Below are 22,018 nucleotides of genomic sequence, written 5' to 3'. Positions count from 1 at the left end.
TATCTTCAATAAAAAACGAAAAACAAACACCATTTTTAAATATATCGCAATATTTTAAAGATGTAATAATTGCTAAAATCACAAACTTTAGTTAACTTTGTAGCAAGACAAGCCAAAAAAACATGCAAAGCATTCCAGATTTAAAAAATAATATCTCTTTTGACGACTTTAAAGCCGAAGTATTAAATGATTATAGAATAGCTGTACAAAGTAGAGAATGCAGCTTATTAGGACGTAGAGAAGTACTTACCGGAAAAGCCAAGTTTGGTATTTTTGGAGACGGTAAAGAAGTACCGCAGCTAGCCATGGCTAAAGCCTTTAAAAAAGGAGATTGGCGCTCTGGTTATTACAGAGATCAAACTTTTATGATGGCTATTGGCGAATTAACAGTAGAGCAGTTTTTTGCTGGCTTATACGCCAACACCGATCTTAACCTAGAACCTATGTCTGCTGGACGCCAAATGGGAGGTCATTTTGTAACACATAGTTTAAACGAAAATGGCGATTGGAACGATTTAACAAACCAATATAACTCTAGTGCAGATATCTCGCCTACAGCAGGACAAATGCCTAGACTTTTAGGTTTAGCGCAAGCATCTAAAATATACAGAACAGAAAAAGGTATTAATACTACACGATTCTCTAATAAAGGAAACGAAGTGGCTTGGGGCACTATTGGTAATGCAAGTACAAGCGAAGGTTTGTTTTTCGAAACCATTAATGCTGCTGGTGTGTTGCAAGTACCAATGGTTATTAGTGTTTGGGATGACGAGTATGGCATTTCTGTACATGCAAAACACCAAACAACTAAAGAGAATATATCTGAAATTTTAAAAGGATTTCAAAGAGATAGCAATAACAAAGGTTACGAGATTCTTAGAGTTAAAGGTTGGGATTATGCAAATATTGTAGAAACCTATCAAGAAGCTGCAAAAATAGCTAGAGAAGAACATGTACCGGTTTTAATTCATGTACTAGAACTTACTCAACCTCAAGGGCACTCTACCTCAGGATCGCACGAACGTTATAAAGACAAAGCTAGATTACTATGGGAAAAAGAACGCGATTGTAATACTAAAATGCGCCAATGGATTATAGAAAGTGGTATAGCATCAAACGAAGCTTTAACAGCCATAGATAGAACTATAAAAAAAGAAGTTAAACAAAGTAAAAACAAAGCTTGGTCTACCTTTTTAAAACCAATTCAGCAAGAACAACAAAGTATTATATCTATTTTAAATACGGTAGCTTCAAATAGTGTAAACAGTGTTTTTATATCTAAAATTAAAGACGATTTAGAAAAAATAACTGAACCTACTAGAAAAGAAATTTTAATACACGCTAGAAAAGCATTAAGATATACCTTAGGAGAAACTAATAAAGAAAAACAACTACTCGTAGATTGGTTAAACACCTATTTTGAAGAAACACAACCAAAATACAGTTCGCACCTGTATTGCGAAACAGATAAATCTGCTCTTAATGTAAGTGAAATAAAACCTACTTACGATGAAGATATACAACAAGTTGATGCCCGTATAATTATAAGAGATAATTTTGATGCCATTTTTCAAAAATATCCAGAAGCTTTAATATTTGGAGAAGATACCGGTAATATTGGAGATGTTAATCAAGGTTTAGAAGGCTTACAAGAAAAGTATGGACAAAACCGCATAGCAGATACTGGTATTCGCGAAGCAACCATTATTGGCCAAGGTATAGGTATGGCTTTAAGAGGACTTAAACCTATTGCCGAAATTCAATATTTAGACTATATATTGTACGCATTACAAATTATTAGCGACGATTTAGCTACATTACATTATAGAACAAAAGGCAGACAAAAAGCACCTTTAATTATACGAACAAGAGGACATAGACTAGAAGGCATCTGGCATTCTGGCTCTCAAATGGGTGGTATTTTAAATTTAATTCGCGGTGTATATATATTAGTACCTAGAAACATGACAAAAGCTGCAGGTTTTTACAACACACTTTTACAAAGCGACGATCCTGCTCTTGTTGTAGAATGTTTAAATGGTTATAGACTAAAAGAAAACCGACCAACAAATATGGGTAACTTTAAAACGCCCATTGGTGTTGTAGAAACCATAAAAACAGGTAGCGACATTACTTTAGTATCTTATGGTTCTACATTACGCATAGTAGAACAAACAGCAAAAGAATTAACTAGTGTTGGTATTGATGTAGAAATTATTGATGTACAATCTTTAATTCCGTTTGACATAAACCACGATATCGCTAAAAGTATAGCCAAGACTAATAGGTTAATGGTTATAGACGAAGATGTACCTGGAGGAGCATCTGCTTACATTTTAAACGAAATATTAAACACACAGAATGCATATCAATATTTAGATAGCCAACCAAAAACACTAACAGCAAAAGCACACAGACCTGCTTATGGTAACGATGGCGATTATTTTTCTAAACCATCTGCAGAAGATATATTTGAGGCTGTTTACGATGTTATGCACGAATCTAACGCAAACGAATATCCTAAATTAAGATAAAAGTAAATAATACAATAAGCATCATAACCTTTCGAAATTAGTTTTTTGAAAGGTTTTTTATTTATATTTAAAACAGAATATAAAAGTTTGTTTAAGCCCTTTATATGAAAGCATATCCTTTAAAAGAAATAAAACAAGAATTAAATCATTTATCTAATGAAGAGCTACAAAATTTGTGCTTGCGCTTAAGCAGGTTTAAAAAAGAGAATAAAGAATTACTTACCTATCTATTATTCGAAGCACAAAACGAATCTGGTTATATAAAAAGTGTTAAACAGCATATTGATGAGCAGTTCGATTTAATTAATACCAAAAGCATATTTTACATTAGAAAAAGTATGCGCAAAATATTAACACACACTAAAAAGTACATTCGATATTCTAAAAAGAAAGAAACCGAAGTAGAACTGCTTCTATACTTCTGCCAAAAGCAAAAAGATTTTAAACCCAGCATAAAAAGAAGCACTCAATTACAAAACATGTATGCGCGCCAAATACTTTTAATAAAAAAAAGTGTTGCAACATTACATGAAGACTTACAATACGATTATAATTTAATTTTAGAAGACATGTAACCTCATTAAAACGTTTAATACTATTATGAAATGGCAACATGCACTTAAAGACTACCAACTCTATTTAAAAATTGAACGTGGTTTATCTCAAAACTCTATAGATAGCTATGTTTTAGACATAAAAAAGCTCATACTTTATTTAGAAGATCATAATATTAATACATCGCCTATTAATATTTCTAGCGAAGACATTAAAAGTTTTATTTACGAAACTGCAAAAAACGTAAATACAAGAACGCAATCGCGTATAATTTCTGGGCTCCGAAGTTTTTTTAACTACATCATGTTTGAAGATTATAGAACCGATAATCCTTTAGAGCTTATAGAATCGCCTAAAATTGGGCGTAAACTTCCAGACACACTATCTACAGAAGAAATAGATAAACTTATAAGTGCTATAGATTTAAATAAAGAGTATAATAATGTAAAAATAGGCGAACGCAATAGGTCTATCTTAGAGACTTTATACGGTTGCGGTTTAAGGGTAAGCGAGCTTATAAACTTAAAACTTTCTGATTTATTTTTTGATGAAGGCTTTATTAAAGTAACAGGTAAAGGCAGCAAGCAACGTTTTGTTCCCATTGTAGATTCTACTCAAAAATATATTAACATATATAAAGACGAAATAAGACCTTTTATTAACATAAAGCCAGGGTTTGAAGACACTCTTTTTTTGAATCATAATGGCAGACAATTAACACGAGCCATGATTTTTACTATTATAAAACAACTTGCAAAAGCCATAGGTTTAGAAAAAAAAATATCGCCACACACCTTTAGACATTCTTTTGCTACACACCTTTTAGAAAACGATGCCGATTTGCGCTCTATACAACTTATGCTTGGGCACGAAAGCATTACTACTACAGAAATTTATGTCCATTTAGATAAAAGTCATTTAACCAAAGTTATCGAGGAGTTTCATCCAAGGAAATAGCTGTTAGTTAATAAAAATAAAAAATCCAGTTTAATAACATAAACTGGCTTTTTTATTTTTATTAAGAGTCCTGTTCTATCAGAATTATTTAGCTATATTAACTGCTCTAGTTTCTCTAATTACCGTTACTTTTACCTGACCAGGATATGTCATATCCGTTTGTACTTTTTGAGAGATATTAAACGATAAATCTGCAGCCTTTTGGTCGTCTACTTTTTCACTCTCAACAATAACCCTTAACTCTCTACCTGCTTGAATAGCATAGGCTTTTTTAACACCTTGAAAACCAAAAGCAATATCTTCTAAATCTTTTAAACGTTGAATATAACTATCTAAAACTTGACGACGTGCGCCTGGACGTGCGCCTGAAATAGCATCACAAACTTGAATAATTGGAGATATTAACGATTTCATTTCTATTTCATCGTGATGCGCTCCAATAGCATTACATACTTCGTTTTTCTCTCCAAATTTCTCTGCCCATTGCATACCTAAAATAGCGTGAGGCGTTTCCATATCTGCTTCTGCATCTGGCACTTTTCCTATATCGTGTAAAAGCCCTGCTCGTTTAGCTAATTTTGGATTTAGCCCTAACTCTGCAGCCATTACTCCACAAAGTTTAGCAACTTCTCTAGAGTGTTGTAATAAATTTTGCCCGTAAGACGAACGGTACTTCATTCTACCAACCATTTTAATAAGTTCTGGATGCAAATTATGAATACCTAAATCGATAACCGTACGCTTACCAACTTCAATAATTTCTTGTTCTATCTGTTTTTGTGTCTTTTTAACAACCTCTTCAATTCTTGCTGGGTGAATTCTACCATCGGTAACTAATTTATGTAACGATAAACGTGCTATTTCTCTTCGAACAGAATCAAAACAAGAAAGTATAATAGCTTCTGGTGTATCATCAACAATAATTTCTACACCTGTAGCAGCTTCTATAGCTCGAATATTACGACCTTCTCGTCCAATAATACGACCTTTTACATCATCTGATTCAATATTAAACACAGACACACAATTGTCTACAGCTTCCTCTGTTCCAATACGCTGAATTGTGTTTATTATAATTTTCTTAGCTTCTTGTTGCGCGGTAAGTTTAGCTTCTTCAACAGCACTTTGCACAAATGCCATGGCATCATTTTTAGCTTCTCCTTTTAAAGATTCTACTAATTGCTCTTTAGCATCTTCTGCAGATAAGCTAGATATAACTTCTAGTTGTTGTACTTGGCTTTTGTGTAGCCTAGCTAATTCTACTTCTTTTTTATCTAAAATTTCAAGTCTGTAATTATAGTCTTTAATTTTACTATCAATTTCTATATTTAGCTTTTTATTTTTTGCTAATTCGCTTGATACTTGCGATTCTTTATCTCTAGTACGTTTTTCAGCTTCAGCCATTTTTTTATCGCGAGCTAAAATAACTTTTTCATGTTCAGATTTTAATTCTATAAAACGTTCTTTTGCTTGAAGCATCTTATCTTTCTTAATAGACTCTCCTTCTATATTAGCTTCTTTTAAAACGGAAGCTGCTGCTTTTTTTGCATCCTTTACTAATTTAGATGCATTGTTTTTTTCGAGTGTTTTTGCTATTATAAATCCTATCGCTAGTCCTACTAGCGCTCCTACTACAATTAATATAATTGGGTTGTCCATTGTTGTTTGTTAATTTGTATATATAAAAAAAGCCTACATAGGCATAAAGTTTTGTATAAACTCCTTAAAAACAAGTTTAGGGCTAACAAGCTGATCAAGGGTCTGTTCGAGATACCAAATAAATTTGGCACTAACAGCATGCTTTTACAACTTAAACTCACCCTTTTTAAAGAATTAACGTTGAGTTTATCAAAAAAAATAACCAATGTAGGCAGTAACTTTTAGTTTATTTAAAGAACGTTAAGAAACTATATAAGATTGAAGTAAATCGTTTAAAGTAGTTAGTTTATCTTCTACTTTCTGGTTTACATTCTCTTTATCTATTGTTTTCTGTTCTACTTGAGAGGCAAATTGTAAAGCACACATGGCCAATACATCTTGTTTATCTCTAACAGAATAACTTTGCTCAAATTGTTTAATCATTACTTCAATATTCTTAGCTGCTTTACGTAACCCCTCTTCTTGACTTGAATCAATGGTTAAAGGATATACGCGATTAGCTATAGACAGCTTTATTTTAAGCTTTTCTGACATTGAATTTATGTTACATTATTCTGATAATTGAGCAATACAATGATCAATATCTCTTATTAATGCGTTTATTTTAAGCTTAGTTTCTCTTTTATTATCGTCACTACCAAGCATCGAGTTTGCCATTTTTAATGCTTCATATTTATCAGACCAAGTTGATATTTCCAACTCTTTAGATTGAAGTTCTTGTTTTGTTTGCTCTAATTCTTCATTCAACTTTAAATTAGCACGCTTTAAAAGCTCAAGTTTGTGTAATACTTTGCTAATTTTATTTTCGAGAGAATCTACAATATCTTCAATATGACTCATTTACAAATTTCAATGCATATCTTACAAAGTTAACATACCTAGACATAATTTACAATTGTTTTTTCATAAAATTTACAAACCTTTTTTTAGTCTCATTATCAACCTAATGGCTTGATTTTTATTTTATTCTTTGCTTATTCATATCAAATTAATATTTTAGCCTATATACTATAAAATTGGTATTACCCTTAAAATTTATGCGATTAATCCTTTCTATCATCCTACTTATATCAACGTTATCTGGAGCTCAAAATACATATCCTCAAAATTATTTTGAAAACCCTTTAGAAATTCCTTTGGTACTTTCGGGTACTTTTGCCGAGTTACGTTCTAATCATTTTCATTCTGGTATAGACATAAAAACACAACAGCGCATAGGTTTAAAAGTTAAAGCCACCGCCCAAGGTTATGTTAGCAGAATTAAAGTTTCGCATTACGGTTATGGCAAAGCACTTTACATTACACACCCAAACGGATATACTTCGGTTTACGCACATTTAAGTAGGTTTTCGCCTAGTATAGAAGCTTATGTAAAAAAGAAACAATACGAAAAAGAATCGTTTGAAGTAGAAATGTTTCCTAAAACTGATGAGTTACTTGTAAATAAAGGGGCTCTGGTTGCTTACAGTGGTAATACAGGTGGGTCTGGTGGCCCGCATTTGCATTTCGAAATTCGTGATAATGCAGAACGCCCAATAAATCCTATGTATTTTGGTATAGATATAAAAGACACGACTACACCAATAATTACTTCAATTTACGCCTACCCTATTGGCGAAAACGCATCTATAAACCATTCTAACAAAAAACAAAAACTTAGATTAATCCCGTTAAAAAATGGCGATTATACTATAGAGCATATTGAGGCATTTGGAAAAATTGGCTTTGGTATTTCGTCTACAGATCGTCAAGATTTAGCAGCTAATAAAAATGGAGTTTCACAAATACAAACCTTTTTAAATGGCAGTAAAAATTTTGAAATAGATTTTAAACGTTTTTCTTTTGACGAAACAAAACATATTAATAAACTTATAGATTACGAGCATTATAAAACAAAAAAAGAACGCATTCAGAAATTATTTAAAGATCATAATCCACTTAGTTTATACAACTCTGTTGTAAACGATGGTTATTTAAATATTGAAGATAGCACCTATTCTGTATACAAAATTCGAGTAAACGATTTTAAAAATAATGATGTTTGGATTACCGTACCTATAAAAGGGAGTAAAAGTAAAGTTGTAAAACCCGCAAAAAAAACAATAACTCCGCATTATATATATGCTAACCAAACTACCAATTTAAAAGAAGGCAATGTTTCGATAGACTTGTATCAAGATACTTTTTACGAAGATTTTTATTTAGATTTTAAAGTAAAAAACGACACACTAACGCTTCATAAAGATATAATACCTTTAAAAAAGAGCTTTAATATTCATTTTAATATTAGCAAGTACAATAAGGAAGACAAAAATAAATTATACATCGCTAGGCTGGTTGGCTATAAAAAATATCCTTACTACATATCGACTAAAAGAAAAGGAGACATTTTAACAGCGACAACAAAAATATTAGGAACACATACTTTGGTTACGGACACATCCAACCCTACCATTACCCCTATTAATTTTAAAAACGGACAATGGCTTAGTAAGTATCGTTATTTAAAAATTAAAATAAACGATACAGGTTCTGGTATTTCTAATTACAGAGCAACCGTTAATGGTAAATGGATTTTAATGGAGTACGATTATAAAACAAGAACGCTTACTCACGATTTTAACGATAACCGTATAAACGAAACTAAAAACAATTTAAAAGTAATTGTAACCGATAATGTTGGAAATAGTTCTACTTTTGAAACTCTTTTTTACAGAAAATAAACCGTTAGTCTTTTGAATACACAAAAACTATTTACCACACTGCTTCTAATAACATTTACGTTATTTAGTTATTCGCAAACAGCAACTATAAAAGGTGTTATATTAAACGAGAACAACACCCCTGTCTCTAATGTTAGTGTAAAAGCAGGAACAACAGGAACAGAAACAAATAAAAACGGTTTTTATATTCTTAAAATTAAATCTGGACAAGATATTAATATAGAATTTTCTCATATATCATATAAAAAAATAGAAAGTCTTTTTAATTTAGAAAAAGGAGAAGAGTTTGAATTTAATCCTGTAATGAGCGAATCGCGAGAGCAAATAAGCGCTGTTATTATAAATGGAAAAAGAAGAAAAGAGGTTGAAGGTATTTTAACCTTAAAACCAGAAACTATAAGAAAAATTCCTGGAGCCAATGCTGGAGTAGAAAACTTACTTTTAACTTTACCCGGTGTTAGTAATAATAACGAGTTAAGTACACAGTATAACGTGCGTGGTGGTAATTACGACGAAAACTTGGTGTATGTAAATGGTATTGAAGTTTACCGTCCGTTTTTAATTCGATCTGGACAACAAGAAGGCTTGAGTTTTGTTAATACAGATTTGGTACAAAATGTAGATTTTTCTGCTGGCGGATTTCAAGCTAAATATGGAGACAAACTATCGTCTGTTTTAGACATAACTTATAAAACGCCATACCAATTTGAAGTTAATGCCGATTTAAGTTTACTTGGAGGAAGTTTTTCTGTAGAAAACCTAAGTAAAGACTCTAAACTATCTACCATTATTGGTGTACGCTATAGAGACAACGGTTTATTTGTTAATGCTAAAGAAACCGAAACCAATTACGATGCTGCTTTTGCAGATGCGCAAGCATTTTTAACTTATAAGTTTACAGATAAATTCCATTTAAGCTTTTTAGGTAATGCTTCGTTAAATAAATACAATTATGAACCACAAACAAGACAAACCAATTTTGGAACCTTAGCAGATCCTGTTGCTTTGCTTGTTTTTTACGAAGGTGAAGAAAAAGACCAATATCAAACATTATTTGGAGCGTTTAAGGGTACATATTTCGCAAACGATAATTTAACATTAAACCTTATAGCATCTACCTACCACACTACAGAAGAAGAACATTTTGATATTTTAGCACAATACCGCTTAGGAGAAGTAAACACTAATATTGGTAGCGAAGATTTAGGAGAAGTCGAGTTTAGTGAAGGTATAGGGAGTCAACTAAACCATGGTAGAAACGATTTAGATGCACTAATTACAAACATAGAACATAAAGGAGACTATAAAATTAATGATAATAGAATTGAGTGGTCTGTAAAATACACCCACGAAGATATTAGAGATCGATTAATAGAATGGGAAGTTATAGACTCGGCAGGTTTTTCTATAAGACCTCCCAAAACAGAACCAATTAACGAGCAACCTTATACTGCATACAAAGGCAATTTGCAACCGTTTAGCAATGTAAGAGCAACAAACAACACACAAATAGACAGACTGCAGGCATATGCCCAATGGAGCAAAAGAAGTACCATAGGACTAAGTGATGTTTGGTACAACGCCGGATTACGCATGCAAAACTGGACCGTTAATGGAGATGGTGTTTCCTCTTCTAGCCAAACCGTTTTTAGTCCGCGAGCACAATTTGCCATAAAACCCTCGTGGGAGAAAGACATGCTTTTTAGAATAGCAACAGGTTTATATTACCAACCACCATTTTATAGAGAGCTTAGAAATGCAAATGGCGTTATATTGCCCAATGTTAAGGCTCAAAAGTCGTTTCATCTTGTTTTAGGAAACGATTATAGTTTTAAAATGTGGAACAGACCATTTAAATTAACCACCGAAGCTTATTATAAAAATCTAACAGATGTTAATCCCTATACTTTAGAGAATGTTAGAATACGATATAGAGCAGATAATAATGCTAAAGCTTATGCTTACGGACTAGATATGCGCTTAAATGGTGAATTTGTTCCAGGAACCGAGTCTTGGTTTAGTTTTGGCTATTTAAAAACCGAAGAAAACATAGATAATAAAGGTTACATTGCCCGACCTACAGACCAACGTTTAAAATTTGCTGCCTTGTTTCAAGACTATGTGCCAAATTTACCTAACATGAAAATGTATTTAAACTTGGTATACAACACGGGATTACCTGGCGGATCGCCTAGCTATGCAGATCCGTACGAATATCAAAACAGACTTCCTGCTTACAAACGTGCCGATGTTGGTTTTCAATTTGTAATTGTAGACGATAAAAAACAATTTACAAGCGGATGGAAAAAAGCCTTTAAAGAGCTTGCCTTCGGATTCGAAATTTTTAATATGTTCGATGTTCAGAACTCAATAACAAATACTTGGGTACGCGATGTGTATAGCAAACGCCAATACGCCATTCCAAATTACTTAACACCAAGAGTTTTTAATATTAGAACAACAATGAAGTTTTAAAGCTCTTAGCAAACTATTATTTTGTAATAAACTCTTTTAAAACATCTACCACATAATCGACCTCTTCTTTAGTGCTATAAATACTAAAAGAAAAGCGAATAGATGGTTTTTCTAACGCTGCTGCATCTAATATTTCTGTTAATACATGCGATTTTTTAGGGCTTCCGCTTTGGCAAGCACTACCTCTAGAACAAGCAATCCCTTTTAAATCTAACTGAAACAACAACATTCCAGATTTATTTGGAGCTACTGGTAAACACACATTTACCAAAGTATAGGTGCTTTTTGCTAAATCTCCTGAATTTCCATTAAAAACAACACCTGGAATATCTTGCGATATTTTATTTATAAAATACGCTTTAATAGTCTTTATATATTTTACTTCCTCATCAAAATTAGCATATGCTATATTTAATGCTTTTTCTAAACCTACAATATTATGCACGCTTTCGGTTCCTGCACGTAAACCTCGCTCCTGTTCTCCTCCTAATATAGAAGCTCTTAATCCCGAATTTTTTCTAATAAATGCAAAGCCAACACCTTTAGGTCCATGAAATTTATGTGCAGATGCTGCTAAGTAATCAATTTGAATATCTTGTAAATCTAATTTATAATGCCCAACAGACTGAACTGCATCACTATGAAAAAGAGCTTTATTTGCTTTACACAAATCTGCCACACGTTTTAAATCTAAAACATTACCAATTTCATTATTTACATGCATTAAACTAACTAAAACATTGGTATTAGTTTCTAAAAGAGTTTTTAATTGCTTATAATCTATCTCGCCATTTTTATCAATATTTAAATAACTAACTGTAATATTATAGTCTTTTACAATAGCTTCAACAGTATGCAAAACACCATGATGCTCTATTTTAGTTGTAATAATATGTTTAACTCCTAAATCCCTAACTGCACTTCTTAAAACCAGATTATCTGCCTCTGTTCCGCCAGAAGTAAAAACAATTTCTCCTGCAGATGCATTAAAATAATGAGCGATTATTTTTCTAGATTTTTCTATAATAGCCTTAGCCGATCTGCCAAAACTATGAGAAGACGATGCGTTGCCATAGTTACTCTTCATAACCTCTGCCATAGCATCTACAACCTCGTTACGTATTTGGGTAGTTGCTGCATTATCAAAATAAACCTGTTTCATAACAATATTAATACCTGTTTTAGGCATCAAAAATACTTGAAATAAAATTATTATCATTAACCTGCGTTATAAATAACAATTCTATTATTTTTGCCTAAAATCAAATTGAAAATGCGAAACCTATTTTTTATATTAACAGCGCTAAGTTTAACACTATACTCTTGTGATGATGGAGATATTATTGATGTTGAATTAGATTTTGAAGATACTTTTAATTCTTGCCAAGAAACAGACTTAGTAATATATAAAACAAAAGGTGATCCTTCTGAGTCGTTATCAATACTTATCGATAACTATTCTATAGAAAGCGTTTTTGCTGTAGACGAAACAAATACGTTTACCGTAACCAAATCTGGAACTTTTATTTATAGAACTTATAACGACGAAAGCATTAACGGAAGTGATTTGTTTTGCAATTTAGGCCCATCATCTCAGGTATCTATAAAACAAGACTATAGTAGTTCTTGCGATGTTTTATTTGAAACGGTTTTAACCGAAGATGATAATGATGGGATTCCTGCAGCATTAGAAAATCAAGACCCAAACGGTGATGACGATTTCTCTGACGCACAAGATACAGACGAAGATGGTATACCTGATTATTTAGATGTAGATGATGATGGCGACAATGTATTAACTAAAGACGAAAACCCAGACCCTAATGGCGATGGAGACTTATCTGATGCACAAGATACAGACGAAGATGGTACTCCTGATTATTTAGACAAAGATGATGATGATGATGGTATTGATACTAGAGACGAAGAAACAGATAGCCAAGACCAAAACCCCGGAAACGATATAACAAACAGCGATGTAGGTGCCGATTATTTAAATAAAGCTGTTGCTGATGATACCGCACCTAAAGCGACAGCTTACAGAACACACACTATACAACAAACCTACCAAGTACAAGCTACAATTTTAGAATTTAGCTTTGACATTTTATCGCAAGACGAATTGGATTTTGGTTTTTTAACAGGGTCTAGCTTAACAGATACAAGAACAGGAACACCTGTTTTTAAATAGAAGTATTTTGGTATATATAAATTTCTGTGGCGCCTAAACCATATTTTTGGTAATTGGCGTCGTAGAATTTAATATTATTATAACGTCCAAAAAGATAATCTAATTCCATTTTTAGTACACCTTCACCAACACCGTGAATAAATACTAATTTTTGAATACGCTTTTTAATAGCCCAGTCTAACTTATGCCTAGCTGTATCTAATTGAAGCGTTAACATGTCGTGATTAGACATACCTTTATAAGATTTTACTAATTGATGAATATGTAAATCGACCTCCATCGTTGGTTCGTACCTATCTTTAGCTCTTACCTTATTTACATTTTTTCTTTTAGGTTGCTCTTTTTCAGATAATATTTTATTAATATTAGATTTATTAAACAACCCCGTTTCCATTTTTCTATCATCAGAAACCAAAACGAGTTCTACACTATTAAATTCTAACAAAAAACCATCTTCTGTTTCTATAGAAATCTCGTTTCCTGCTATATTTTTAACTATACCCGCAAGGTTCTCATCTAAAACCATTACACTATCCCCTACTTTAAAAGCCATAGTTATTTGTTTTGAGGCTCGTTATTATTAGTCTCATCGTTTTTACTAGGTATAGTTTTAGAAACTCTATAAATACCAAGCATTAACATAACTATACCTACAACCAACAACGCTTGATTTTGGTCTGCGCCTGCTTTAGCATACATAGCTATAAAAGCTCCTAGTAAAATTAAAATGTAGTTAATATATTTCATGCTGCAAATTTAAACAAATTAGCATATATAAATTATGATATACATTTAACAATAGTAATTAAAATTCATTTAATCTTAATAAAATTCTACATCACTTTTATTACTTTAGCTAACTAATACCAAATTATGCAAAAAGCAGAAGAATACATGTTACCTTGTTTAAACAAAAAGCTTTTTGGCTTAGATTGTATGGGCTGTGGTTTACAACGTTCTGCTCTTTTAGTTGCTAAAGGGGAGTTTACAGATGCCTTTAATATGTATCCTGCCATTTACACCCTTATTCTTCTTTTTGGAATTATAGCTTTTAATACTTTTAAAAATTTTAAGTATGCTAGTAAAATAATTCTTATTTTGGCTGTATTAAACGCTGTTATAATAGTAACTAGCTTTATCATTAAAACATTTTTATAACCACAACTAATTTACTTAAAATGGAACAACAAAAATTACCTAATGCAACGCTTATACTCGTTTTTGGAATCTTATCTATTGTAACATGCTGTTGTTACGGTATTGTTGGTTTAATACTTGGTATAGTAGCCATTGTATTAGCTAAAAAAGCGACTCAAATTTACTCTGAAAATCCTGAAGCATATACTGGATTTCAAAATGTAAAAACGGGAAAAATATTAGCTATTGTTGGTATTGTGCTTAGTGTTTTATCTTTAGTATATTACATAGGTATTATTGCTTACTTTGGACTAGACGGTATGCAAGATCCAGAATTAATGCAAGAAAAAATAAAAGAATTAATGGGGCAATAATCTCACTAATTTATATAAATAAAAAAAGCGACCAATGGTCGCTTTTTTACTTGCTTTTTATTCTATTTTATTTTTCGAATTGTTTTAGCGTTTTAGTAATTATACTAACACAATCAAGCAATTCTGCTTCTGTCATTACTAAAGGTGGAGCAAAACGTATAATATTACCATGTGTTGGTTTTGCTAACAATCCATTGTCTCGAAGTGCCATACAAATATTCCAAGCTGTATCGCTATCTTCTGTATCATTAATTACTACAGCATTTAGCAAACCTTTACCTCTTACCAACGTTGCAATATTACTTGTTTCTATAAATTTAGCTAATTCACTTCTAAATAATCGCCCTAAAGTTTCTGCGTTTTTAGACAGTTCTTCATCTCTTACTACCTCTAAAGCTGCCATAGCTACAGCTGCAGCTACTGGGTTACCTCCAAAAGTACTACCATGGTTTCCTGGCTTAATAACATCCATAACTGTATTATTAGCTAAAACAGCACTAACAGGGTAAACTCCTCCACTTATGGCTTTACCAAGAATTAAAACATCTGGTTTTACATTCTCGTGATCTACAGCTAATAGTTGCCCTGTTCTAGCTATACCTGTTTGCACTTCGTCTGCAATAAACAATACATTATACGCTTCGCATAATGCTTTTGCTTTTGCTAAGTAGTTTTCTCCTGGAACATATACTCCCGCTTCACCTTGTATTGGCTCTACTAAAAAAGCAGCCACATTAGGATTGTTTTTTAAAGCATGCTCTAAAGCTTCTAAATTATCGTATTCAATTTTTATAAAACCATTAGCATAAGGACCAAAGTTTTTACGAGCAACAGGATCGTTAGAAAACGAAATAATTGTAGTTGTACGTCCATGAAAATTATTTTCGCAAACTATAATTTCGGCTTTATTTTCTTCAATACCTTTTACTTCGTAAGCCCATTTTCTTGAAAGCTTTAATGCAGTTTCTACAGCTTCAGCTCCAGTATTCATTGGTAAAAGCTTATCAAAACCAAAAAATTCGCATGCAAACTTCTCATATTTGCCAAGCATATCATTATAAAATGCTCTAGATGTTAGTGTTAATGTTTGTGCTTGTTGCACCATAGCATTAACAATTTTTGGATGACAATGCCCTTGGTTTACCGCAGAGTAAGCAGATAGGAAATCGTAATATTTTTTTCCTTCTACGTCCCATACATAAACGCCTTCTCCTTTTGCCAATACTACTGGTAAAGGGTGGTAGTTGTGAGCACCATACTTGTTTTCTAATTCAATTGCTTGCTGAGATGTTAATGTGTTTAAAACAGCCATTTTAATTTGTTTTTAAATTAATAAAATAACCATTCCTTCTGTACCTTTATTCTTTCGAAGAACCCGAAAAAGCAGCGTGGGAGAGAAATCATCCCTAGGAGGCTGCAATTTAGTAAATATTAAGAGATTCTAAAAAAAAGATTCTCATCTTCCTTTTTTTATTTTTAGCTCTTATTTTTAAACTAAAATTTAGTATTTACACTTCTTTATATTTATAAAAAAAATAATCCTTTCGGTCTTACAAAAAACAAAAATTAAAAAGAAAATAACTTTTTTCTCTTCAATCAAAAAAGTATAAATGAGTTCACTATTTTTGCAGCATGTCAAGAAGAAGAAACGCAAGAAAACAAATTTTTGAAAACGTAGAAATTATAGACGCTGGAGCCAAAGGAAAAACTATTGGCAAAGCACCAGATGGTAAAGTTATTTTTTTACCAAATGCTGTACCTGGCGATGTTGTAGATGTACAAACGTTTAAAAAAAGAAAAGCATATTACGAAGGAAAAGCAACTGTTTTCCATAAATTATCTGATAAAAGAACCGAACCCGCTTGCGAGCATTTTGGAACCTGTGGTGGTTGCAAATGGCAAGATATGGGCTACGAACACCAACTTTTTTACAAACAAAAAGAAGTTACAAACAACCTAACACGCATTGGCCATATAGAATTACCAGAGGTTACTCCTATTTTAGGATCTGCTAACCAGTATTTTTATAGAAATAAAATGGAGTTTTCTTTTAGCGATAGCCGATGGCTAACACTAGAAGAAGTTCAGTCTGACGAAGATTTAGGAGACAGAAACGCTCTAGGCTTTCACATTCCTGGTATGTGGGATAAAATTTTAGATGTAAAAAAATGCCACTTACAAGCCGATCCATCTAACGCCATAAGAAATGCTGTTAAACAATTTGCTTTAGACCATAATTTAGAGTTTTTTAACACACGTAACCAAACCGGATTATTGCGTACCATGATGATTCGTACATCTAGTACAGGCGACATTATGGTAATGATTCAGTTTTTTAAAGAAGACAAAAACAAGCGCGAATTAATCTTAGACTTTCTAGCAGAAACATTTCCAGAAATAACATCTTTACAATATGTTATTAATGGCAAAGCTAACGATACTATTTACGATCAAGACGTGATTCTTTACAAAGGAAACGATCATATCTTTGAAGAAATGGAAGGTTTAAAATTTAAAATAAACGCCAAATCATTTTATCAAACCAATTCAGATCAAGCTTTCGAATTGTATAAAATAACACGAAACTTTGCAGAATTATCTGGCAACGAGCTAGTTTACGATTTATATACAGGCACAGGCACCATTGCCCAGTTTGTTGCTAAACACGCTAAAAAAGTAATTGGTGTAGAGTCTGTACCAGATGCTATTACAGCAGCCAAAGAAAATGCACAATTAAATAAAATAAATAACGTTGAATTCTTTGTTGGAGACATGAAACATGTTTTTAACGACGCATTTATAGCTACTCACGGGCATCCAGATGTAATAATTACAGATCCGCCAAGAGACGGTATGCATAAAGATGTTGTTAAACAAATTTTAAATATAGCTCCAGAAAAAGTAGTTTATGTAAGCTGTAATAGTGCAACACAAGCTAGAGATTTAGAACTTATGGACGACATGTACAAAGTAGTAAAAACGCAAGCTGTAGATATGTTTCCGCAAACTTTTCATGTCGAAAATGTAGTGCTTTTAATAAAACGATAAGTAAACCCCACTAGCACTTTATGTGTATTGTAAAATCTATGCAAAATAAAATGAAGTACTTTAAATATATTGCCATGGTAGTTATTGCTTTAGCAATTTGCACAACCATAAGTTGCGAGCGCGATGATATTTGTCCAGAAAGCACACCTACAACCCCTAGATTAATTATTGATTTTTACGATGTTTCCATTCAAGAAAACAGCAAAAATGTATTTGGTTTAGTTGCTGTAGGCGTAGGTAACGACAATGTGCTAGATGGTTATGCCATAGTAAATACAAATAATATTATACTACCATTAAAAACAGACTCTACTGCCACACAATATATAATTTACAAAGAGTACACATACGACGATAACGATACACCAGACGACGAAACAGACGATGTTATTGGCGGAAACCCAGATTTAATAACCATAAACTATAGTACAGAACTTGTTTTTGTGTCTAGAGCCTGTGGCTATAAAACCATTTTTAACAATGTAACCATTAGCATTGAGGACGATGGAGACAACTGGATATTATCAAGAGAATCTATAAACGACAATCAATCTGTAGAAGATGAAACAGCAACGCACTTTAATTTATTTCACTAGTATTATTGTAATGCTTTGCTTTAACGTGTCTTTAAACGCACAAAACGATAGCATACCAGAACCTACAAAAGTTAATGACTCTTTAAAATTTAAAGACAAATACGGTTTACGTGTTGGTGTAGACATAGCTAAACTAGCAAGAACATTTGCTAGCGACGAGTATTCTGGGTTCGAAATAACTGCAGACTACAGACTTAAAAAAAACCTATATATAGCAGGAGAAATAGGTATCGAAGAGAAAACAGACGAAAACAGCTACCTAAACATAACCACACAAGGCACATACATAAAAGCAGGTATAGACTACAACATGTACGAAAACTGGCTAAACATGGATAACATGATATACTCAGGCTTTCGCTTAGGCCTAAGTTCCTTCAATCACACCTTAAACAACTTTACCACATACAGTACAAATCAATATTGGGCACCACAATTCTCCTCTAATCAAGCCCAAGAATTTGATGGCTTAACAGCAGTTTGGTTAGAAGTAATTATAGGTATGAAAGCAGAACTTTTTAACAATTTCTACCTAGGTCTTAACGTACAACTAAGAGGTAAAGTAACAGACACAGAGCCAGATAACTTTACAAACATTTATATACCAGGTTTCGGCAAAACATTCGATAGCGCTGGTATTGGCGCAGGCTTTGGCTATTCAATATCTTATAGAATTCCGCTATATAAAAAATAAAACAAGCACACGTTTTAAAATAATTTGGGCGCTACCACAAGGGTCAGGCTTTTCGCTATATCTTTTTTAAATGCAATAGACTAAAATAAACAACACAGCTAACAACAAAATTCAATTTAAAAGCACATACTTTTAGCATATTAAATAAAAAAAGGATGCCGCTTCAATCCTTAGCGCACTTACCTACAAAAAACAGTTACTCCCTTACAATTACCTTTTACCTAACACACAAAAGCTGGTATAAACCAACATTAAAAACTAAAAACACACTTATTGATGGTATTTACAATCATTAAAGTAAAAATATTTTTCGTAAATTTACGATTGTAAAAACCAACATTAAATATAAAAAACCATATTTACAATGGGAAATACCAACACAGACTGGGCTTCAATGACCGATAAATCTATCATTGAATCCATAGGTAAATATATAAAACATCAGCGTTTAGCTAAAAACAAAACACAAAGTCAAATAGCAGAACACGCAGGTATAAACCGATGGACGCTTAGCCAAATAGAAAACGGAGAAGCCATTTCGTTAACATCACTTATACAAATACTACGCGCGCTAGATTTGCTGCATGTTTTAAATAACTTTAAAATAGAAACACAAGTAAGTCCAATAGCCCTTGCAAAACTAGAAAAACAAAAAAGGCAACGTGCTCGTAATACAGACAATAACACTAACAACCAAAGCGAATGGTAAGCACAAACACAGCATTTGTTAAAATATGGGGACAAACAGTTGGCGCTGTATCTTGGAACGATACCACCAAAGTAGCAAGTTTTGAATACGATACTAAATTTAAAGCCTCTGGACTAGATTTATCACCAATTAAAATCCCAATAAAATCGAACACCAACATCTTCTCGTTTCCAGAATTAAGAATATCTAGAAACGCAGACTACGATACTTTTAAAGGCTTACCAGGGCTTTTAGCCGATGTGCTTCCAGATAAATACGGTAACCAACTTATTAACAGTTGGCTAGCCCAAAACGGACGCCCAGAAAACAGCATGAATCCCGTAGAGCAACTCTGTTTTATAGGCACAAGAGGCATGGGGGCATTAGAGTTTGAACCCACACAGTTAAAGCCCAATAAACGCACCTTTGAAGTAGAAATTAATAGCCTAGTAGATATAGCACAACGTATGCTAAACAAACGCGAAAGTTTTGAAACCAACCTTAGTAAAAACGAGCAACAAGCCATGCTCGATATATTAAAAATAGGCACATCGGCAGGTGGCGCAAGACCAAAAGCTATTATTGCTTACAATAAAAAAACAGGACAAGTACGTTCTGGACAAACAAATGCTCCAAAAGGATTCGAGCATTGGCTAATAAAACTAGACGGTGTTAGCGATGCACAATTTGGAGAAAGTAAAGGTTACGGACGCATAGAAATGGCCTACTACTACATGGCTAAAGCATGCGGTATAGACATGATGGAATCGTATTTACTAGAAGAGCATGGTCGCGCGCACTTTATGACCAAACGTTTTGATAGAGATGCTGGCAGTACAAAACACCACATACAAACCTTTTGCGCCATGCAGCATTACGATTTTAACGAAATGCTAAGTTTTAGCTACGAACAACTTTTTCAAACCATGCGTATATTACGCTTACCATATACACAAGCAGAACAAATGTTTAGACGTATGGTATTTAATGTTATTGCAAAAAATTGCGACGACCACACCAAAAACTTTGCCTTTAGACTAAAACAAAACAGTGTTTGGGAACTTGCTCCTGCATACGACATTTGCTACGCTTACAGACCCGGCAGTGTTTGGGTAAGCCAACACGCCCTTAGCATTAATGGTAAACGTAAAAATTTTACAAGAACAGATTTACTTAGCGTTGCCAAAAGCATGAACATAAAAAAACCTAACGCTATTATTACAGAAATAAGCAATACTGTTGCTAATTGGAACATTTATGCCAATAAAGCCCATGTAAAAGCAGAATTACAAGATAAAATAAATAAAAATTTAGAACTACTATAAATCCTTTTTACAAAACAAAATCTAAATACAAAAAAGAAGCATCTATTTTTTTCTTTACACAGTCATAACCTAAAAACCCTTAATTTGTACTAACCTTAACATTAGTAATTTGCTATTAGACCTCTATTTTCGTAATTTTGTAAAATGAGAAAAGGAATTCATGAAAAGAGAAACACCAGAGTCTTTAACTTTAATTTTCTAGTTTTTAGAAATCAATCGGATAAATTCATCCCTCCTGCTTTATAATTTTTAAATAGCTTTAACGCTAGGCTTTTATGCCACATTATATATAAACCACCCTGTTTATATACTAAATCTTGTACGCTTTATTTTTATAAGCTTTGTCTATATACCTTAATTTATAGATAAGGCAACTATTATATTTTTATGACTATAAAAACATTTGATGCTTTTTCTAGGCTATCATTTATTGACATAAACCGGATTACAAACTTCTTATTCGAAAATTCGGGTCCGTTTAAAGATCCTAAATCAGGAATACGCAAATCTATATTGTATGCAGCTAAAGAAATTTCGGGTTTAGGTGGCTACGTATTTATAATAGAAGATAAAAACGAAATACTAGGAGCTGCAGTAGTTAACAAAACAGGAATGAATGAGTACCTATCGGAAAATATTCTAGTAAATATAGCTGTTAAAGAAAAATCTAGAAGAAAAGGCATTGCAAAAAGACTAATTAAACACACAATAACATATTGTAAAGGCGACATCGCCATACATATTAATAAAGATAATCCAGCTATTCTTTTATTTAAAAAAGAAGGCTTCAAAATAAAAAACATAGAAATGCGTCTAGAACGCTAATAACTAAAAAACACTATTAATGAGAATTATACAAATAAGAAGAAAAACAATAGTAGAAAAAAGATACAGCTTTAAAATGGGCGAACTAATTACCAAGGTTACTTACATAAAAAAACACCTGTTTGGTTTACCTATAAAAACAATTCATAAATACCGTCAAACATATTATGGCGAGATAAAAGATTGTAATAACTGTATGCTATTTATTTAATTTTTAAATAAAACAATCAACTAAAA

General features: G+C 32.6%; 22 protein-coding genes and 1 other RNA gene. 15 read left to right on the top strand and 8 right to left on the bottom strand.

Features of this window, described 5'->3' with window-relative positions:
* The first annotated feature begins 122 nt into the window (after positions 1–122).
* The 3 genes from ABD715_RS01605 (at position 123) to ABD715_RS01595 (ending at position 4,046) form a co-directional block, all read left to right on the top strand.
* Positions 123–2,534, top strand: a complete 2,412-nt coding sequence (locus ABD715_RS01605; protein ID WP_344786273.1) for an alpha-ketoacid dehydrogenase subunit alpha/beta — start codon at positions 123–125, stop codon at positions 2,532–2,534.
* 104 nt (positions 2,535–2,638) lie between these two features.
* Entirely contained in the window at positions 2,639–3,109 is a 471-nt protein-coding gene (locus ABD715_RS01600) for a hypothetical protein (protein ID WP_344786271.1), read from the top strand.
* A gap of 25 nt (positions 3,110–3,134) precedes the next feature.
* Positions 3,135–4,046, top strand: coding sequence for a site-specific tyrosine recombinase (locus ABD715_RS01595; RefSeq protein WP_344786269.1), 912 nt, complete (start codon positions 3,135–3,137; stop codon positions 4,044–4,046).
* 84 nt (positions 4,047–4,130) lie between these two features.
* Here the strand turns inward: ABD715_RS01595 and rny are convergent, their stop codons facing one another.
* The 4 genes from rny to ABD715_RS01575 form a co-directional block, all read right to left on the bottom strand.
* On the bottom strand, positions 4,131–5,705 hold the full coding sequence (gene rny, locus ABD715_RS01590) for a ribonuclease Y (protein ID WP_344786267.1): 1,575 nt from the start codon (positions 5,703–5,705) through the stop codon (positions 4,131–4,133).
* 57 nt (positions 5,706–5,762) lie between these two features.
* Positions 5,763–5,891: non-coding RNA, 6S RNA (gene ssrS / locus ABD715_RS01585), on the bottom strand.
* 54 nt (positions 5,892–5,945) lie between these two features.
* Positions 5,946–6,239, bottom strand: coding sequence for a cell division protein ZapA (locus ABD715_RS01580; protein WP_344786265.1), 294 nt, complete (start codon positions 6,237–6,239; stop codon positions 5,946–5,948).
* A gap of 15 nt (positions 6,240–6,254) precedes the next feature.
* Entirely contained in the window at positions 6,255–6,545 is a 291-nt protein-coding gene (locus tag ABD715_RS01575; RefSeq protein ID WP_344786263.1) for a hypothetical protein, read from the bottom strand.
* 197 nt (positions 6,546–6,742) lie between these two features.
* Here ABD715_RS01575 and ABD715_RS01570 point away from each other — a divergent pair, with 197 nt between their 5' ends.
* Together ABD715_RS01570 and ABD715_RS01565 are read left to right on the top strand one after the other, a co-directional pair.
* Complete coding sequence (locus ABD715_RS01570) at positions 6,743–8,428, top strand: M23 family metallopeptidase (RefSeq protein ID WP_344786261.1); 1,686 nt, start codon at positions 6,743–6,745, stop codon at positions 8,426–8,428.
* A gap of 12 nt (positions 8,429–8,440) precedes the next feature.
* Positions 8,441–10,903, top strand: coding sequence for a TonB-dependent receptor (locus ABD715_RS01565; RefSeq protein ID WP_344786259.1), 2,463 nt, complete (start codon positions 8,441–8,443; stop codon positions 10,901–10,903).
* A gap of 16 nt (positions 10,904–10,919) precedes the next feature.
* Here the strand turns inward: ABD715_RS01565 and ABD715_RS01560 are convergent, their stop codons facing one another.
* On the bottom strand, positions 10,920–12,065 hold the full coding sequence (locus ABD715_RS01560) for a cysteine desulfurase family protein (protein WP_344786747.1): 1,146 nt from the start codon (positions 12,063–12,065) through the stop codon (positions 10,920–10,922).
* A 111-nt stretch (positions 12,066–12,176) separates the two neighbouring features.
* Between ABD715_RS01560 and ABD715_RS01555 the strand changes: the two genes are divergently transcribed.
* On the top strand, positions 12,177–13,094 hold the full coding sequence (locus ABD715_RS01555) for a hypothetical protein (protein ID WP_344786257.1): 918 nt from the start codon (positions 12,177–12,179) through the stop codon (positions 13,092–13,094).
* Here the strand turns inward: ABD715_RS01555 and ABD715_RS01550 are convergent.
* Positions 13,087–13,647 (bottom strand): Smr/MutS family protein, encoded by a 561-nt coding sequence (locus tag ABD715_RS01550; protein WP_344786256.1) that lies wholly within the window; start codon positions 13,645–13,647, stop codon positions 13,087–13,089. The two genes, ABD715_RS01555 and ABD715_RS01550, sit on opposite strands and share 8 nt — an antisense overlap.
* A 2-nt stretch (positions 13,648–13,649) precedes the next feature.
* Positions 13,650–13,841, bottom strand: coding sequence for a hypothetical protein (locus ABD715_RS01545; RefSeq protein WP_344786254.1), 192 nt, complete (start codon positions 13,839–13,841; stop codon positions 13,650–13,652).
* A gap of 126 nt (positions 13,842–13,967) precedes the next feature.
* Between ABD715_RS01545 and ABD715_RS01540 the strand changes: the two genes are divergently transcribed.
* The gene (locus ABD715_RS01540; protein ID WP_344786252.1) at positions 13,968–14,252 is read left to right on the top strand and encodes a DUF2752 domain-containing protein; all 285 of its coding nucleotides are present in this window, start codon (positions 13,968–13,970) and stop codon (positions 14,250–14,252) included.
* Positions 14,253–14,272: 20 nt separating this feature from the next.
* Positions 14,273–14,605, top strand: coding sequence for a CCC motif membrane protein (locus tag ABD715_RS01535; RefSeq protein ID WP_344786250.1), 333 nt, complete (start codon positions 14,273–14,275; stop codon positions 14,603–14,605).
* A 67-nt stretch (positions 14,606–14,672) separates the two neighbouring features.
* On the opposite strand, the gene rocD is transcribed toward ABD715_RS01535, so the two are convergent.
* Positions 14,673–15,917, bottom strand: coding sequence for an ornithine--oxo-acid transaminase (rocD, locus tag ABD715_RS01530; RefSeq protein ID WP_344786248.1), 1,245 nt, complete (start codon positions 15,915–15,917; stop codon positions 14,673–14,675).
* Between the two features lie 320 nt (positions 15,918–16,237).
* Here rocD and rlmD point away from each other — a divergent pair, with 320 nt between their 5' ends.
* The 7 genes from rlmD (at position 16,238) to ABD715_RS01495 (ending at position 21,992) form a co-directional block, all read left to right on the top strand.
* The gene (gene rlmD / locus ABD715_RS01525; protein WP_344786246.1) at positions 16,238–17,653 is read left to right on the top strand and encodes a 23S rRNA (uracil(1939)-C(5))-methyltransferase RlmD; all 1,416 of its coding nucleotides are present in this window, start codon (positions 16,238–16,240) and stop codon (positions 17,651–17,653) included.
* Positions 17,654–17,703: 50 nt separating this feature from the next.
* Entirely contained in the window at positions 17,704–18,249 is a 546-nt protein-coding gene (locus tag ABD715_RS01520; protein WP_344786244.1) for a DUF6452 family protein, read from the top strand.
* A complete protein-coding gene (locus ABD715_RS01515) occupies positions 18,215–18,943 on the top strand; it encodes a DUF6048 family protein (protein WP_344786242.1) in 729 nt (242 codons plus the stop codon). The genes ABD715_RS01520 and ABD715_RS01515 overlap by 35 nt, the downstream gene beginning before the upstream one ends.
* 364 nt (positions 18,944–19,307) lie before the next feature.
* On the top strand, positions 19,308–19,652 hold the full coding sequence (locus ABD715_RS01510) for a helix-turn-helix domain-containing protein (RefSeq protein WP_344786240.1): 345 nt from the start codon (positions 19,308–19,310) through the stop codon (positions 19,650–19,652).
* A complete protein-coding gene (locus tag ABD715_RS01505) occupies positions 19,646–20,956 on the top strand; it encodes a type II toxin-antitoxin system HipA family toxin (protein ID WP_344786238.1) in 1,311 nt (436 codons plus the stop codon). The genes ABD715_RS01510 and ABD715_RS01505 overlap by 7 nt, the downstream gene beginning before the upstream one ends.
* A gap of 387 nt (positions 20,957–21,343) precedes the next feature.
* Positions 21,344–21,781, top strand: a complete 438-nt coding sequence (locus ABD715_RS01500) for a GNAT family N-acetyltransferase (RefSeq protein WP_344786236.1) — start codon at positions 21,344–21,346, stop codon at positions 21,779–21,781.
* A 19-nt stretch (positions 21,782–21,800) separates the two neighbouring features.
* The gene (locus tag ABD715_RS01495; RefSeq protein WP_344786234.1) at positions 21,801–21,992 is read left to right on the top strand and encodes a hypothetical protein; all 192 of its coding nucleotides are present in this window, start codon (positions 21,801–21,803) and stop codon (positions 21,990–21,992) included.
* Positions 21,993–22,018: the final 26 nt, after the last annotated feature.

This window comes from Postechiella marina (genome assembly GCF_039538365.1).
GTDB lineage: Bacteria > Bacteroidota > Bacteroidia > Flavobacteriales > Flavobacteriaceae > Postechiella > Postechiella marina.
The sequence above is the reverse complement of the archived record's forward strand: the minus strand, read 5'-3'. Positions and strand labels throughout refer to the sequence as shown.

What these genes read in the sequence shown, in the direction of transcription:
- ABD715_RS01550 (WP_344786256.1), bottom strand. Translation starts at nt 13,647, where the DNA reads ATGGCTTTTAAAGTAGGGGATAGTGTAATGGTTTTAGATGAGAACCTT.
- ABD715_RS01575 (WP_344786263.1), bottom strand. Translation starts at nt 6,545, where the DNA reads ATGAGTCATATTGAAGATATTGTAGATTCTCTCGAAAATAAAATTAGC.
- ABD715_RS01500 (WP_344786236.1), top strand. Translation starts at nt 21,344, where the DNA reads ATGACTATAAAAACATTTGATGCTTTTTCTAGGCTATCATTTATTGAC.
- ABD715_RS01515 (WP_344786242.1), top strand. Translation starts at nt 18,215, where the DNA reads ATGAAACAGCAACGCACTTTAATTTATTTCACTAGTATTATTGTAATG.
- rny (WP_344786267.1), bottom strand. Translation starts at nt 5,705, where the DNA reads ATGGACAACCCAATTATATTAATTGTAGTAGGAGCGCTAGTAGGACTA.
- ABD715_RS01605 (WP_344786273.1), top strand. Translation starts at nt 123, where the DNA reads ATGCAAAGCATTCCAGATTTAAAAAATAATATCTCTTTTGACGACTTT.
- ABD715_RS01545 (WP_344786254.1), bottom strand. Translation starts at nt 13,841, where the DNA reads ATGAAATATATTAACTACATTTTAATTTTACTAGGAGCTTTTATAGCT.
- rocD (WP_344786248.1), bottom strand. Translation starts at nt 15,917, where the DNA reads ATGGCTGTTTTAAACACATTAACATCTCAGCAAGCAATTGAATTAGAA.
- rlmD (WP_344786246.1), top strand. Translation starts at nt 16,238, where the DNA reads ATGTCAAGAAGAAGAAACGCAAGAAAACAAATTTTTGAAAACGTAGAA.
- ABD715_RS01505 (WP_344786238.1), top strand. Translation starts at nt 19,646, where the DNA reads ATGGTAAGCACAAACACAGCATTTGTTAAAATATGGGGACAAACAGTT.
- ABD715_RS01520 (WP_344786244.1), top strand. Translation starts at nt 17,704, where the DNA reads ATGAAGTACTTTAAATATATTGCCATGGTAGTTATTGCTTTAGCAATT.
- ABD715_RS01580 (WP_344786265.1), bottom strand. Translation starts at nt 6,239, where the DNA reads ATGTCAGAAAAGCTTAAAATAAAGCTGTCTATAGCTAATCGCGTATAT.
- ABD715_RS01495 (WP_344786234.1), top strand. Translation starts at nt 21,801, where the DNA reads ATGAGAATTATACAAATAAGAAGAAAAACAATAGTAGAAAAAAGATAC.
- ABD715_RS01540 (WP_344786252.1), top strand. Translation starts at nt 13,968, where the DNA reads ATGCAAAAAGCAGAAGAATACATGTTACCTTGTTTAAACAAAAAGCTT.
- ABD715_RS01510 (WP_344786240.1), top strand. Translation starts at nt 19,308, where the DNA reads ATGGGAAATACCAACACAGACTGGGCTTCAATGACCGATAAATCTATC.
- ABD715_RS01560 (WP_344786747.1), bottom strand. Translation starts at nt 12,065, where the DNA reads ATGAAACAGGTTTATTTTGATAATGCAGCAACTACCCAAATACGTAAC.
- ABD715_RS01555 (WP_344786257.1), top strand. Translation starts at nt 12,177, where the DNA reads ATGCGAAACCTATTTTTTATATTAACAGCGCTAAGTTTAACACTATAC.
- ABD715_RS01600 (WP_344786271.1), top strand. Translation starts at nt 2,639, where the DNA reads ATGAAAGCATATCCTTTAAAAGAAATAAAACAAGAATTAAATCATTTA.
- ABD715_RS01535 (WP_344786250.1), top strand. Translation starts at nt 14,273, where the DNA reads ATGGAACAACAAAAATTACCTAATGCAACGCTTATACTCGTTTTTGGA.
- ABD715_RS01570 (WP_344786261.1), top strand. Translation starts at nt 6,743, where the DNA reads ATGCGATTAATCCTTTCTATCATCCTACTTATATCAACGTTATCTGGA.
- ABD715_RS01595 (WP_344786269.1), top strand. Translation starts at nt 3,135, where the DNA reads ATGAAATGGCAACATGCACTTAAAGACTACCAACTCTATTTAAAAATT.